Genomic DNA, 13,201 nt, shown 5'->3' with positions numbered 1-13,201 from the left:
AGTGTCGGGTCAGCTTTTGGCCGGTCGTCCGCGGTGCTCCCGGTACATCCGCCGGATCCAGTCCACGGTGGGACGCTCGGCAAACTCGTCCAGGAACTGCTGCAACTCCGGCGGGATCTCTCCGGGAAACTGGAACGGTGCCTCCGGCGGCAAGGCCAGGGGCGAGAGCAACGCCGCCACCGTCAGGTCCGCCACGCTGAAGCGCTCGCCCACCAGATACGTCCGGTCCGCCAGGGCATTGTCCAGACGATCCAGCGCCGCTATCAGGCGGTCCCGACTGCGCGTGTAGCCGCGCTCGGTGATCCCCATGCCTTCTTTCATCGCACGAATCACCATCCGCTGACTGGTGCGAAAGGCCATGCGGCCCACCGTATTCTGCCCTTCTGTCAGGATCTCGAACATCAGGTGCGGATGATCGAGCAGGAAATAATAGGCGGTCCGGCGCATGTGCGGGCCAATCTCACGATCGGCAAACGCCGCCCATTCCAGCGCCTCTTCCCGTTCGGCCTCGTCTTTCGGAAACAGGGCCGGTGCGGAGGGGAAACGCTCCTCCAACGTCTGGATGATGGTGGCTGAATCGGCGATGTAGCGTCCATCCAGCTTGAGCACCGGCACCTTGTTCTGACGGGTGCGACGGAAGATGACGGGCATGTGGAACAGCGGCAGCAGGTTGCGCGCCTCGTAGTCCACTTTCTTGTGATCCAGGGCCCAGCGGACTTTCTCGCAATAGTGGGAGACCGGGAACTGATAAAGCACGGGTTTGGCCATAAGCGTTCCGTTCCTGTTGGGCGAACTCAGCCGCCAGCCTTTTTGACGGTCCAGCCTTTTTCCTTCAACAGGGGCACCAGCAGGTCGCGATGATCCCCCTGGATTTCCACCACGCCGTCCTTGACCGTTCCGCCGGTGCCGCAGCGCGCCTTGAGAACCTTGGCGTAATCTTTCAGTGCCTTGCCCGCCAGCGGGATACCGGTGATCAGCGTCACGCCCTTGCCCTTGCGGCCCTTGGTCTCGCGACTGACACGAACCACACCGTCACCGGCCGGTGCCTGGGGTTCTCCGCAGGTACAGTCCGACAGGGGCTGCCGGCAATCCGGGCACATTCGGCCCTGATCCGTTGAAAAGACCAGACCCCCTGATGCGTTCTTCTTCAAAATACGATCTCCAACAGCAAATAGAGTATGACCGGGCAAACCCTACCTCACGAGCCGATAAACCAGAACAGGAACGCCAGAAAAAAGCCTTTGCGGCGACGGGTGTCGGCCAGTCTCGACAGGGGTGGAATGTCCCCGCAATCCCGCGAGGCCTGGCCTGGGGCAATGGACTCGTCAACCAGGTCGGAACGGTCTTCGTCCAGAATGGCCCGAGCCCGGTCCTCCAGCGCCTCGTCCACCTGCAGGCGAACACCGCCCATGGCGTCGGAGAATAGCCACTGCATGCCGATGGTGTGCTCGTCCACCACCATCGACTCGATGCCCTCGGAGTCCAGGCGCGCCCGCGCCATATGGGCCTCGAAAGGCAGCGAATAACGGGCGACTGTGACCCAGCTCATGGTCACCTGCCGGTCAGGCCGGCGGGTAGCGTTCAAACATGGCCGTCACCACCTCGTCGATCAGTTCGACCCGGTCTTCCGGTGACTGGCGCTCGTCCAGGTAACGGCGGCTGACGCCTCGCCACACCACTTTCTGGGTGGAGCGATCCACCAGTTCCACCACCAGCTTGCCCTGCTTTACCTGGCGCACATCCGGCGCGGTGGCCACACCCCAGCCCCAGTTGCTGCGACCGAAGCCCAGGCCGTAGGTGAAGCCGCTGCTTTCCAGTTTATCGGCTTCTTCCACGCGGTACGTGACCAGCAGGTCGGCCGTGGCCGGGTCCGCCTTCTTCAGGGATTCGCCCTGCAGTTCGCGCTCCAGCGCGGTTTCCACCCGGGCACCGTCCAGGCTCAGGTAGTTGCCTTGCCCTTTATCCGGGGCGAACGCCCAGGTCTGGTACTGGCTGAACGTGGCCCCGGCATCGTAGTCGGTCGACACGATGCTGGCACAGCCCGACAGCAAGCCCAGACACATCACCAAGACCAGGTAGCGCATAGTTTCCTCCGTCGTATCAGTCTGGAAACGCAGTCCCTCTCAGCACGTCACTCTCAAGCGCATACGTGACCAAGCGCATACGTGACTCTTCGCTATTCGGAGTCATCTTCTTCGGTCACCGGCAGCGTCACCCCCTCGGCCCGACAGAAGGCGACAAACGCCTGAACAGAAGCCTCCGGGACCGCAACCTGCATGGATACACCTTCACCATAGCCTACGTCCTCGACGTGCGCCTCATGCTGCTCGCACCAGTGTCGGACCGGCTGTTCCAATGCAAAACCCAGTGTGATCGCCAGCCGGCGCACCGGAACCTGGGTGCGCCGCGTCACCTCCGACAGTACCGCCTCGGTCGCGCCGGCATAGGCCCGGACCAGACCGCCGGCTCCCAGTTTGATGCCGCCGAAATAGCGGATCACCACCACCATGATATCGCCCATATCCTTGTGTTGGATCACATTCAGGATGGGCTTGCCGGCCGTGCCCGAAGGTTCGCCGTCGTCGTTCATGGCCGCCTGCGTCGCGGCACCGGGTCGACCGATCTGGTAGGCCCAGCAATGGTGGCGGGCATCGGGAAAATCCGCCCGAGCCCGTTCCAGGAACGCCATGGCCTCTTCCCGGCTGTTGACCGGCGCCACCCGGGCGATGAAGCGGCTTTTCTTGATGTCGATTTCCCGCTCGATCGATTCGGCGGGAATGGGATAATCTTTGGACATGCGACCTGTTGTGTTTGTTCAGCAGGTCCGTTCAACCGGAACAGACCGTATCACCGGATAGTAACAGTGTGACCGGGGAATCGACATGCGCCAAAACGATGAAAAAAGTGACGATCTTGACAGTACCGCGCCCGGCACGGCGCCGGCGGCGCGGACCGTCAAGGCCGGTTGCGGCATTCGTTTCGATGAGGAGGAGCTGGCCGAGGGGATCGCTTTCGAAGGCGTTGAGCGCCTGCGTCCCTCGGCCGACGACTCAGGTGAAGACCGGCCAGTCGAGCCGGACGACCAAACCACCTGACAGGCCATTGCTGGCTGAAATCCGGCCATCGTGGGCCTGCATGATGTCGTGGCTGATCGCCAGCCCCAGACCCCAGCCCTGACCGCCGCGGGCCTGGTCGGAGCGGAAGAAGGGTTCGAAGAGATTGGGCAGGTCCTTTTCCGAAACGCCGGGGCCCTGGTCGGCGATCTCGCAGGTCAGCCAGCGATCCGTCAGCATCAGGTGAATGTTCACGGCGCGATCCGGTGGCGTGTGATCCAGCGCATTCTGCAGCACGTTATCCAGCGCCCGGTGAATCAGGGCCTCATCCCCCAACACGGTGGCATTGCGGGCCTCGTCGGCAATTTCCAGGTGACAGTCGACACGCTGCTGTTCGGCGTAATCCGTGGCGCCCTGCAACACCTCGTTGAGCACCCGGGTCATGTTGACCGGCTCCTGGGCCATGGACTGCCCCTGCTGCCCTACCCGATGCAGCGTCAGGATCTGGGCGGTCATCGCTTCCAGGCGCTCATTCTGGCGCTGAATGGAGTCGAGGATCTCCGGGTCGCCTACGCTGTTGTCCCGCGCCAGCTCGATGGCCACCCTCTGACGTGCCAGAGGCGTGCGCAAGTCGTGGGAGATATCCCGCAGGAGTTGCTGCTGACGATCGAGCAGCGTGCAGAGCCGGTCCGTCATGGCGTTAAAGGCCCGGGCCAGCGCGCCGATCTCGTCCCGGCGATTCGCGATTTTATCCCCGACCCTAAGCGAGCCGTCACCGGCGGCAATCGACCGCGCCGTCTCCTCCACATCCCGCAGCGGTCGACTGATCCGGCGGGCAATCCACCAGCAGGCCAGGGTAATCAGCAGGAACGTCAGAGCCAACTCGAACGAGCGGAACAGGCGTGGATCCAGCCAGCCATCGCCGCCGGCCTGGGGCCAGACGATCAGGCGATAGCCATCGGGCGCCTCAATCACGGCGGGCTGGAAAGGCTGACGGTCGAGGAAATCACCGTGTCGGTGCGGCGGTGGCATTTCCCGGTCTCGGTCTCGGACCCGATCCGGCTCCCGGCGCAGGTTATCGCCTTCCACCAGCAATAACCTCAGATGATGACGTTCGCCCTGTTCGCGCAACAGTCGGAAAGCTTCGCGGGGATGGCCCGACTCCCGGATCATGACGGCTCGCTCGGCCAACTTCACTAGGTCCGCACGCTGCTCCAACTGCAGGCGTTCCTGGCGAGCCAGCTCCTGAATCGCCACATTGCTCAACACCACCGCCATGGCCATGGCGAACCACACCAGGAAAAAGATCCGCCAGGACAGCGGCCAGTAGAAACGCCACTTCATTGCGGGCTCCGATAGCTGTAACCGAGCCCGCGAATGGTCTCGATGCGGGTTTCGCCCTCGGGATCGAGTTTGCGGCGCAGGTTACTGACGTGCATGTCGAGGGTGCGGTCGTGGGGCGTCAGGCGACGGCCCAGCGCCCACTGCATCAGGTCGGTCTTGCGCACCACCGAGCCGGCGCGGCTGAGTAGGACCTGGAGGATCTCGTATTCGGTGGCGGTGAGTTCCACCGGCTTGTCGTTCTGGTACACCCGGCGCTGGTCCGGTTCGATGCGCAGATCGCCAATACGGCGTCTCTGGTCCAGCTGGCCCTCTTGATCCCAGGCCACGCGGCGCAGTGTCGCCTGGATACGGGCCACCAGCTCCCGGGGGTTGCAAGGTTTGGGGATGTAATCGTCGGCGCCGACCTCGAAACCCACGATGCGATCGGTTTCTTCGCCGCGGGCGGTGAGGAGGATCACCGGCAGTCGGGTGCGGGCCCGCAGTTTGCGCAGCACGTCGAGACCATTGATGTCCGGCAGCATAATATCGAGAACCACCAGATCGGCCATCTCCTCCTGGGCCAGTGCCAGGCCGTCGTTGCCGTTGGCCGCTTCGCGAACGGTAAAGCCCTGTCCACTCAGGTAGCGCGACAGCAGGGTGCGCAACTCTTCGTCGTCTTCAACCAGCAGAATCCGGTTCTGCATCGCCCAACCATCTCCTCAGGAAGCGGAAATCCAGCGTGGCCGGTCGTCCCGGACCATACTCGCCACGCAGTCTAGCACGCAGGCAGAGCGCCCCGGCAGCTTTACCCAACCTTTACACGGGCCTGACAGAAACTGACACAGTGCGGCGTAGCATGGAATAGGTCACCGGGCAGCACCCGCTTGCCCACCCAGCAATCAAGGAGCACATCCATGAGAGCCATAAAACATCGTTTGCTCGTTCCGGCCGCCCTCGCCGCCGCCCTCGTCGCCAGTCCGCTGGCCTGGTCCGGTGAACACCGGGACTGCGGCCCCGGCGACATGCCTCCACAGCACCATGGCGACCGGGACCATCGCGGCGACCGCGGTGAGATGATGAAGCACCGCTTCGACGAGATGGCCGAGCGCCTGAAGCTCACCGAGGCACAGCGCGGCCAGGTCCTCGACATCTTCAAGAAGTCCAGGGAGGAGCGCAAGGCGCAGTTCGAAGCCATGCGTGACCAGGATCGCCCGATACTGAACAGCGGTGATCCCACCAGCGATGAGTACAAGGATCGCGTGGAAGCCGCCGCCAAACAGGCCGCTGACGCTGCCCGTCAGCGTGTCGAAGCCCGCGCCGAGCAATATCAGGCCATTTACAAAGTCCTGAACGATGAACAACGCCAGGCCTGGGCCAACATGCAGGAAGAACGCGAGCTCTTCGGCGGCCCGGAGCATCACGGCCCGGGTCCGAAAGGCCCCCACGGTCCAGATGATCGCGACGGAGCGTGATCGGACGTCAGGAAATAGCGTATGGTTGGGGAGCGTTTCTCACTAAAATGAGCTCCCTGACCACGCATGACCGACTCTTCAACCTCTGTCAGTGACGTTCCTGTCTTTCGCCTGGAGTCAGCCGGTTCCATCGATGACATCCAGGCAGAAGACTGGGACCGACTGAGCGGCACAGGCAACCCCTTCCTGCGCCATGCGTTCTTTGCCGCCCTGGAACACAGCGGCTGCACGACGGCTGACACCGGTTGGGCACCGGCCCACCTGATGTTCTTCCAGGGCGACCGGCTGGCCGGCATCATTCCGGCCTTCCGGAAATCCCATTCCATGGGCGAGTACGTGTTTGACTGGGGCTGGGCCGATGCCTATGCCCGCTACGGCCTGGATTACTATCCGAAGCTTCTGATGGCGGTGCCGTTCACCCCATCCCAGGGTCGCCGTCTGTTGTTCGATGCCGAACTGCGCGAGAGTCTGACACCCGATGCTCTGCACAAACTGCTGGATCAGGCCGCTGCTGAACTGGGCTGCCATTCCTGGCACCTGCTGTTTCCCAATGCCAGTGACCAGGCCCTGCTGGATGCGCCGGACCGCCTTCATCGCCAGGGCTGCCAGTTCCACTGGTTCAATCGCGACTACGCCGACTTCGACGATTTCCTCGGCCAGCTGACGTCCCGCAAGCGCAAGTCCATCCGCAAGGAACGCCGGCAGGTGTCGGAACAAGGCATTGAGTTCGCACAGTTCCCCGGCAGCGACCTGCCCGATCATGTGCTGGATGCCTTCTTTGTGTTTTATCAGGCCACGTACCTCAAGCGTGGGCAGCGGCCCTACCTCAACCGCGATTTCTTCCGGATGCTGCGCGAACAGCAGCCCGGGCAGATGCACGTGATCATGGCGGTGAAAGACGGCGAAATGATTGCCGGCGCCCTGTTCCTGATCGGAGAAGACACACTCTATGGTCGTTACTGGGGCTGCCTGGAGGAATACCAGCACCTGCACTTCGAGACCTGCTACTACCAGGGTATCGAACTGGCCATCGATCGCGGCCTGCGCTGTTTCGATGCCGGCGCCCAGGGCGAGCACAAACTGGTTCGCGGCTTCGAACCGCAGCTGACCCATTCCTGGCACTGGGTCGCCCACCCCGGCTTTGCCGACGCGATTGCGGATTTTTGTGCCGAGGAAGCTGAGGACATCGAACGGTATCGGGATGCGGCGCTGGAAGCGCTGCCTTACCGGCAGGAAGGTTAGTCCGCCCCCCTGGAGCGCCCATCAGAAGCACCCTGAATTTTGTCACGATCAAAGTCTGTGCAAATCTCGCAGTTTACGTTAAGGTCAACTCTGCGCTCGACCTGACGGTTTTACCCAAACCCGATGAGTGGACGTAAAAGAGCTATCCTGATGGTCAGGGTGTGAGGGTGTTGTATGGCCCGGACGCGCTGATCATTCAGTGAACGCTCGACTGACAACGATGCCCTCACAAGGGGCATTTTGTTCCTCAAGCCATTACCCCAGGAAGAGGACTATGACAACAACAAAATCCAAGGTTGTTTACTCTCCGGTGTTTACCGACGGTGCGGAATTCCGGATTCCCACCTTCAAGCTCCTGAAACAGGACGGCACGCTCTACAAGGGCGGCAAGAAGCCGGACCTCGACAAGGAGAAAGCCCTTCGCATCTACAAGGCGATGGTGATGACCCGCGTACTGGACGAGCGCATGCTCGCCGCCCAGCGCCAGGGCCGCCTGAGCTTTTACATGCAGTGTACGGGTGAGGAAGCGGCCGTGATCGGCAGTGCTGCCGCCCTGGACGACGCCGACATGATCATGGCGCAGTACCGGGAACAGGGCGCCCTGGCCTATCGTGGCTTTACCATCGATGAGTTCATGAACCAGCTGTTCGGCAATGAACTGGACTACGGCAAGGGCCGTCAGATGCCGGTTCACTACGGGTCGAGCAAGCTGAACTACATGACCATCTCCTCCCCGCTGGCCACCCAGATTCCCCAGGCCACCGGCTATGCCTACGGGCAGAAGCTGGCCGGCGACGGCCATTGCACCATCACCTATTTCGGCGAGGGCGCCGCCTCCGAAGGCGACTTCCACGCCGCGCTGAACATGGCCGCCGTCCATCGGGTGCCGGTGATTTTCCTGTGCCGGAACAACGGTTACGCCATCTCTACCCCGGCTACCGAGCAGTTCGCCGCTGACGGGGTGGCCCCGCGTGCCTACGGCTACAAAATGGACGTGATCCGGGTCGACGGTAACGACATCCTGGCCGTCCATGAGGCCACCAAGGCCGCCCGCAAGCTGGCCGTTGAGGAAAATCGGCCGGTGTTGGTCGAGACCATGACCTATCGCCTGGCCGCTCACTCCTCCTCGGACGACCCGTCCGGCTACCGCAGCAAGGATGAGGAAGCCGTCTGGCGCGAGAAAGATCCGATCCTGCGCATGCAACGCTGGCTGATGAAGCACAAGTGGTGGAGCGAGGACGAAGAAAAGCAGCTTCAGGAAAGCCTCCGCAAGGAAGTCCTGGAAACCATGAAGCGCGCCCAGAAACGCCCGCCACCCCCGCTCGAATCCCTCGTCACCGACGTGTATGACGAGGTCCCTCCGTCCCTGAACCGTCAGTTCGAGAAGCTGAAGGCGCATATCCGCAAATATCCGGACGCCTATCCGAAGAGCGCCGGCGCGGTATCAGAGACCAAAAAAGGAGGGGCATAACATGGCCAAGATGAACATGCTGCAGGCCATCAACGATGCCCTCGACATCGCGATGGCGGCCAATGACCGGGTGCTGTGTTTTGGTGAGGACGTCGGTGTTTTCGGCGGTGTCTTCCGGGCCACCAGCCACCTGCAACAGAAGTACGGCAAAGACCGCTGTTTCAACACGCCGCTGGTGGAACAGGGCATCATCGGGTTCGCCAACGGCCTGGCGGCCCAGGGCGCCACGCCGGTGGCCGAAATCCAGTTTGCGGACTACATCTTCCCGGCTTTCGACCAGATCGTGAACGAGTCGGCCAAGTACCGCTACCGCTCCGGCAACCTGTTCAACGTGGGCGGTCTGACGATTCGGGCGCCCTATGGCGGCGGCATCGCCGGCGGCCTGTATCACTCCCAGTCGCCGGAAGCCTACTTTGCCCACACCCCCGGCCTGAAGATTGTCGTGCCCCGTAACCCGCACCAGGCCAAGGGCCTGCTGCTGGCGTCGATCCACGATCCCAACCCGACCCTCTTCTTCGAACCCAAACGCCTGTACCGGGCGTCGGTCGGCGAGGTTCCGGAAGGGGAATACGAGCTTCCGCTGAGCGAGGCCGAGATCGTCAAGGAAGGCACCGACATCACGGTCCTGGGCTGGGGCGCGCAAATGGAAGTGATCGAGCAGGCGGTCGAACAGGCCGAGAAAGAAGGCATCTCCTGCGAAGTCATCGACCTGCGCACCATTCTCCCCTGGGACGTGGAAACCGTCGCGCAATCGGTCCTGAAGACCGGTCGCCTGGTGGTCACTCATGAAGCGCCGCTGACCGGCGGCTTTGCCGGCGAAATCGCCGCGACCATCCAGGAACGCTGCTTCCTGTATCTGGAATCACCCATCGCACGGGTCACCGGGATGGACACCCCCTTCCCGTTGGTGCTGGAAAAAGAGCACCTGCCCAATCACCTGAAGGTCTACGAGGCCATCCGGGAAAGCGTTGAATTCTAGATCGTTGCCAGCACAGGAGAGCAACCATGAGTGATTTTATACTGCCCGATATCGGCGAAGGTATCGTGGAGTGCGAGCTGGTCAAATGGCTGGTCAGCGAAGGCGATATCATCGAAGAGGATCAGCCGGTCGCCGAGGTCATGACCGACAAGGCGCTGGTGGAAATTCCCGCCCCGTACAAGGGGCGCGTGACGCGTCTGTATCATCAGGAAGGCGACATCGCCAAGGTCCACGCGCCGCTGTTTGAGCTGGTGGAAGTGGACGGCGACAACGCCCCGGCACCGGAGAAGGACGAGGCGACGGAGACGACCGCACCGGCCGCCGAAGCCGACCATCAGGGCGAAACCGCACCGTCCGCCGATGGCGAGACCGAAGACTTTATCCTGCCGGACATCGGCGAAGGCATCGTCGAGTGCGAGGTGGTGGAATGGCGCGTCGCCGAGGGTGACGAGATCGAAGAGGACCAGCCGGTGGTGGACGTCACCACCGACAAGGCCATGGTGGAGATCACCGCCCCCAAGGCCGGCCGCGTCACCCAACTGTATTACCAGGCGGGCGAGCTGGCCCGGGTCCATTCCCCGCTGTTCGCGTTCGTACCCCGCGACCGGGAAGACGATGGCGAGACGCCCCGGGCCGAGTCGCGCCCCCAGGCCACTGAGCCGGCACCGGCGAGCAAAACGTCCGCCCAGGCAAAGTCCGGCGAACGTCAGCGCATCCCGGCCAGTCCGGCCGTCCGGCGCCTGGTCCGGGAACACGAGCTGACGCTGGCGGATATTCCGGGAACCGGCAAGGACGGCCGCGTGCTCAAGGCCGACGTGCTGAACCACCTGGAAAATCCCCAGCCGACAGCACGAGAGACCACCACTGCAGCTGCCACGAAAGACAAGCCCCAGGCCCGTCGCGCCGGCACCGCTTCAAAAGAGGTGCGCGTCGAACCGATCCGGGGCATGCAGGCGGTCATGGCCAAACGCATGGTGGAGTCGGCGTCGACCATTCCCCACTTCAACTTCAGCGAGGACATCGACGTCACCGATCTGCTGGCCCTGCGTCAACAACTCAAGCCGGAGGCCGAGGCCCGCGGCAGCCGCCTGACGCTGATGCCGTTCATCATGAAAGCCATGGCGCTGGCGATTCAGGAGTATCCAATCCTCAACAGCCAGATCAACGAGGACGTCACCGAAATCCACTACCAGCCGCAGTGCAACATCGGCATGGCCGTGGACAGCAAGGTTGGCCTGATCGTCCCCAACGTCAAAGGCTGCGAACAGCTGACCCTGCTGGAGATTGCGGATGAAGTCGCGCGCCTGACCGAAGCGGCCCGATCCGGGCGCGTCAGCCAGGAGGACCTGAAGGGCGGCACCATCACCATCTCCAACATCGGTGCGCTGGGCGGCACCTACGCCGCACCCATCATCAACGCGCCGGAAGTGGCCATTGTCGCCCTGGGCCGGACGCAGAAGCTGCCGCGATTCGACGCCCATGGCCAGGTGGTGGAACGGGCGATCATGACCACCAGTTGGGGCGGTGATCACCGCATCATCGACGGCGGCACCATGGCCCGCTTCAGCAACCTCTGGAAGAGCTACCTGGAGTCACCGCAAACCATGTTGCTTCATCTCGGCTGATGAGGCCTGATAACCGCTGATGGTGTGTTGCCCCGGCCACTGAGCCGGGGCGCTGGAGAAGCCCCGAATGTCGCAACAGGCCCAACTGCAACAGTTCTACATCCCGGAAGAGCAGTCGATCTACCTGCTCAGCCAGGACGATGCCAAAAAGCTGAAGGACTGGGTCGAGCTGTGTACCGACCAGCTCCGCCAGTTGGGCTATCGCGACATCGAAATGATCGGCAAGGGCGCCTACGGGTTTGTCTTCTCCGGGCGACTCGCCCTGAAAGGCGCGCGTGACCTGGAACACGTTTTCAAGTTCACGCGCGTCAACCTGCCCCGGCACCTGCAGGACCGGCTTGAGGATGAAGCCTATATCCTCGAGCAGGTCGAGCATCCCCGTGTGCCGCGACTGATTGCCTTCCAGCGGGCCCGCAACCAGCCCATCCTGGTGATGGAACGGGCGCCCGGGATCAACCTGGAGGAAGTGTCCCTGCGCGAGGGCCGTCTTCGCCCCCGCCTGGTGATGCGCATCGCCGACCAGCTGGCCGATATCCTGCGCAACCTGCGCCTGGAGTCCGGTCCCGCCGGCCGCCCCATCGTCCATGGCGACATCAAGCCTTCCAATCTCGTCTTCGACGCCGAGACCGAGAACATCGCCCTGATCGACTGGGGGTCTGCCGTGTACGCACAGCTGGACGCCAACCAGCAGTTCGTCACCGCCAACGTCATGGAGCTGATGTCCGATAACCTCCAGCAGACCAACGCGCGCCTGGGAGACGTCTACTTCATCGGCGAAGAACAGCTCTACGGCGGGCTGTCGTCCCCACGCTTCGACGAACAGGGCGCCGCCGGGACACTCTACGCCCTGGCCTCCGGGCAGTCCTGCCGCTTCGGCCACCGGGCGATCCCGGCTACGTCACTGGGGTTGCCGATGGAGTTTGCGCGCATGCTCGACGGCCTGCTCGACCCGGATCCGGACACACGCCGCAAGGCCGGCGACTACTACCTGCGGGAAATGCCGCGGATGGCGCGCACCGTCATGATCGACCTGCCGGATTCGCCGCCCAACCCGATGGTGCCCGTCTGGACCCGCCACTCCGACCGGGAGATCGACACGGTCGTCTACAGTTCGCGCAAGGCCTTCCTGCGTGAGGAAGGTGCGCCGGAAACCCTGAGCGACGTCAACGATGTGCAGCTGGACCGCTACTACAAGAACTTCATGCAGGGCATGGGGGAAACCGAAAAGGCGTTCCTCGCCGCGGTGAGCCGGCTGGGTCAGTACCCGGTGGAAGGCGGCCTGGCGATTCGCTGGGAAACCGAGGGTATCTACGTCGATACGTCCCTGAACCTGCACGATCCGTCGCTGCGGGACGCGTTCGTCACGGCGGTGAACAACATGGTCAGTCTGGCCCAGGCCATCTACCGGCAGGGGATCTTCAAGAGCTGCCTGTTCAACGCCCGGGACACCCTGCACGTCGACCGGGACAATCCCGAGCAGCCCTTCCGGATTGCACCGGAGATGCAGTTGCCCTACGAGGTCAGCGCCGCCCCGGAGATCGAGGACGACTCGAGAGTGCATTCCTACTTCGAGGACGGCCCGGACCCGGAGGAGTTCCTGGTCCTGCCGGACACCATCATCCAGGCCCTGGAAGCCCTGAACACGATCCACCACACCGGCATGATCATCTTCGAGGCCCTGCCCCGCCACCTGAAGATCCACAGCCACTACCGGCTGCTGGATCCCGACCGGGAGGCGGAATTCCGCCGGTATCTGGACGATATTCTGTCCGCCGTCGACCAGATCACCGGGCTGGGCGTGTCCGGCTTCATGAAGATGCCCTACAAGGACACGCGCTTCTTCCCCCACATCGAGCGCCTGCCGGACCGTTACTACCCTAAGAATCCAAGGGCTGAAAAAGCCTGATGCCATCTGCGCAATGTCCCAAATTTTCCCTTTCTATAAAAAAAGGGTTGCTCCCAGGCAGAACCTCAGGTTATGTTTTTGCCAATCAAACTGTTGTGGTCAAAAGACTGATTCCATGAATTTCAATTCT

Annotated in this window: 14 protein-coding genes; 7 read left to right on the top strand and 7 right to left on the bottom strand. The window is 62.7% G+C overall.

Features of this window, described 5'->3' with window-relative positions; translation table 11 throughout:
- Positions 1 to 9 precede the first annotated feature (9 nt).
- The 5 genes from JL474_RS07455 to JL474_RS07435 all read right to left on the bottom strand — a co-directional run bounded on the left by JL474_RS07455 (position 10) and on the right by JL474_RS07435 (position 2,797).
- Entirely contained in the window at positions 10 to 768 is a 759-nt protein-coding gene (locus tag JL474_RS07455; protein WP_203141564.1) for a glutathione S-transferase family protein, read from the bottom strand.
- A 26-nt stretch (positions 769 to 794) separates the two neighbouring features.
- Positions 795 to 1,154, bottom strand: coding sequence for a translation initiation factor Sui1 (locus tag JL474_RS07450; protein ID WP_328797805.1), 360 nt, complete (start codon positions 1,152 to 1,154; stop codon positions 795 to 797).
- 44 nt (positions 1,155 to 1,198) lie between these two features.
- Entirely contained in the window at positions 1,199 to 1,549 is a 351-nt protein-coding gene (locus JL474_RS07445) for a putative signal transducing protein (protein ID WP_203141562.1), read from the bottom strand.
- A gap of 13 nt (positions 1,550 to 1,562) precedes the next feature.
- Positions 1,563 to 2,084, bottom strand: a complete 522-nt coding sequence (locus tag JL474_RS07440; protein ID WP_203141561.1) for a DUF4136 domain-containing protein — start codon at positions 2,082 to 2,084, stop codon at positions 1,563 to 1,565.
- A 92-nt stretch (positions 2,085 to 2,176) separates the two neighbouring features.
- Positions 2,177 to 2,797, bottom strand: a complete 621-nt coding sequence (locus JL474_RS07435) for a YigZ family protein (protein WP_203141560.1) — start codon at positions 2,795 to 2,797, stop codon at positions 2,177 to 2,179.
- A gap of 85 nt (positions 2,798 to 2,882) precedes the next feature.
- On the opposite strand from JL474_RS07435, the gene JL474_RS07430 reads away from it, so the two are divergent.
- The gene (locus JL474_RS07430) at positions 2,883 to 3,095 is read left to right on the top strand and encodes a hypothetical protein (RefSeq protein WP_203141559.1); all 213 of its coding nucleotides are present in this window, start codon (positions 2,883 to 2,885) and stop codon (positions 3,093 to 3,095) included.
- Here JL474_RS07430 and JL474_RS07425 read toward each other — a convergent pair.
- On the bottom strand, positions 3,051 to 4,397 hold the full coding sequence (locus tag JL474_RS07425; protein WP_203141558.1) for a sensor histidine kinase: 1,347 nt from the start codon (positions 4,395 to 4,397) through the stop codon (positions 3,051 to 3,053). The two genes, JL474_RS07430 and JL474_RS07425, sit on opposite strands and share 45 nt — an antisense overlap.
- Positions 4,394 to 5,080, bottom strand: coding sequence for a response regulator transcription factor (locus JL474_RS07420; protein WP_203141557.1), 687 nt, complete (start codon positions 5,078 to 5,080; stop codon positions 4,394 to 4,396). The genes JL474_RS07425 and JL474_RS07420 overlap by 4 nt, the downstream gene beginning before the upstream one ends.
- A gap of 210 nt (positions 5,081 to 5,290) precedes the next feature.
- On the opposite strand from JL474_RS07420, the gene JL474_RS07415 reads away from it, so the two are divergent.
- The 6 genes from JL474_RS07415 to JL474_RS07390 all read left to right on the top strand — a co-directional run bounded on the left by JL474_RS07415 (position 5,291) and on the right by JL474_RS07390 (position 13,071).
- Positions 5,291 to 5,848: a Spy/CpxP family protein refolding chaperone gene (locus JL474_RS07415; protein ID WP_203141556.1), complete on the top strand. Its 558-nt coding sequence runs from the start codon at positions 5,291 to 5,293 to the stop codon at positions 5,846 to 5,848.
- A gap of 66 nt (positions 5,849 to 5,914) precedes the next feature.
- Entirely contained in the window at positions 5,915 to 7,090 is a 1,176-nt protein-coding gene (locus JL474_RS07410; protein ID WP_203141555.1) for a GNAT family N-acetyltransferase, read from the top strand.
- Positions 7,091 to 7,364: 274 nt separating this feature from the next.
- Positions 7,365 to 8,561: a thiamine pyrophosphate-dependent dehydrogenase E1 component subunit alpha gene (locus JL474_RS07405; protein ID WP_203141554.1), complete on the top strand. Its 1,197-nt coding sequence runs from the start codon at positions 7,365 to 7,367 to the stop codon at positions 8,559 to 8,561.
- Position 8,562: 1 nt separating this feature from the next.
- Positions 8,563 to 9,540: an alpha-ketoacid dehydrogenase subunit beta gene (locus JL474_RS07400; protein ID WP_123632776.1), complete on the top strand. Its 978-nt coding sequence runs from the start codon at positions 8,563 to 8,565 to the stop codon at positions 9,538 to 9,540.
- A 26-nt stretch (positions 9,541 to 9,566) separates the two neighbouring features.
- Positions 9,567 to 11,165, top strand: coding sequence for a dihydrolipoyllysine-residue acetyltransferase (locus tag JL474_RS07395; RefSeq protein ID WP_203141553.1), 1,599 nt, complete (start codon positions 9,567 to 9,569; stop codon positions 11,163 to 11,165).
- Between the two features lie 67 nt (positions 11,166 to 11,232).
- The gene (locus JL474_RS07390) at positions 11,233 to 13,071 is read left to right on the top strand and encodes a protein kinase domain-containing protein (RefSeq protein WP_203141552.1); all 1,839 of its coding nucleotides are present in this window, start codon (positions 11,233 to 11,235) and stop codon (positions 13,069 to 13,071) included.
- Positions 13,072 to 13,201 lie beyond the last annotated feature (130 nt).

The organism is Marinobacter mangrovi (assembly GCF_016798325.1).
GTDB classification, from domain to species: domain Bacteria; phylum Pseudomonadota; class Gammaproteobacteria; order Pseudomonadales; family Oleiphilaceae; genus Marinobacter_A; species Marinobacter_A mangrovi.
This window is presented reverse-complemented; position numbering and strand designations above follow the sequence as displayed.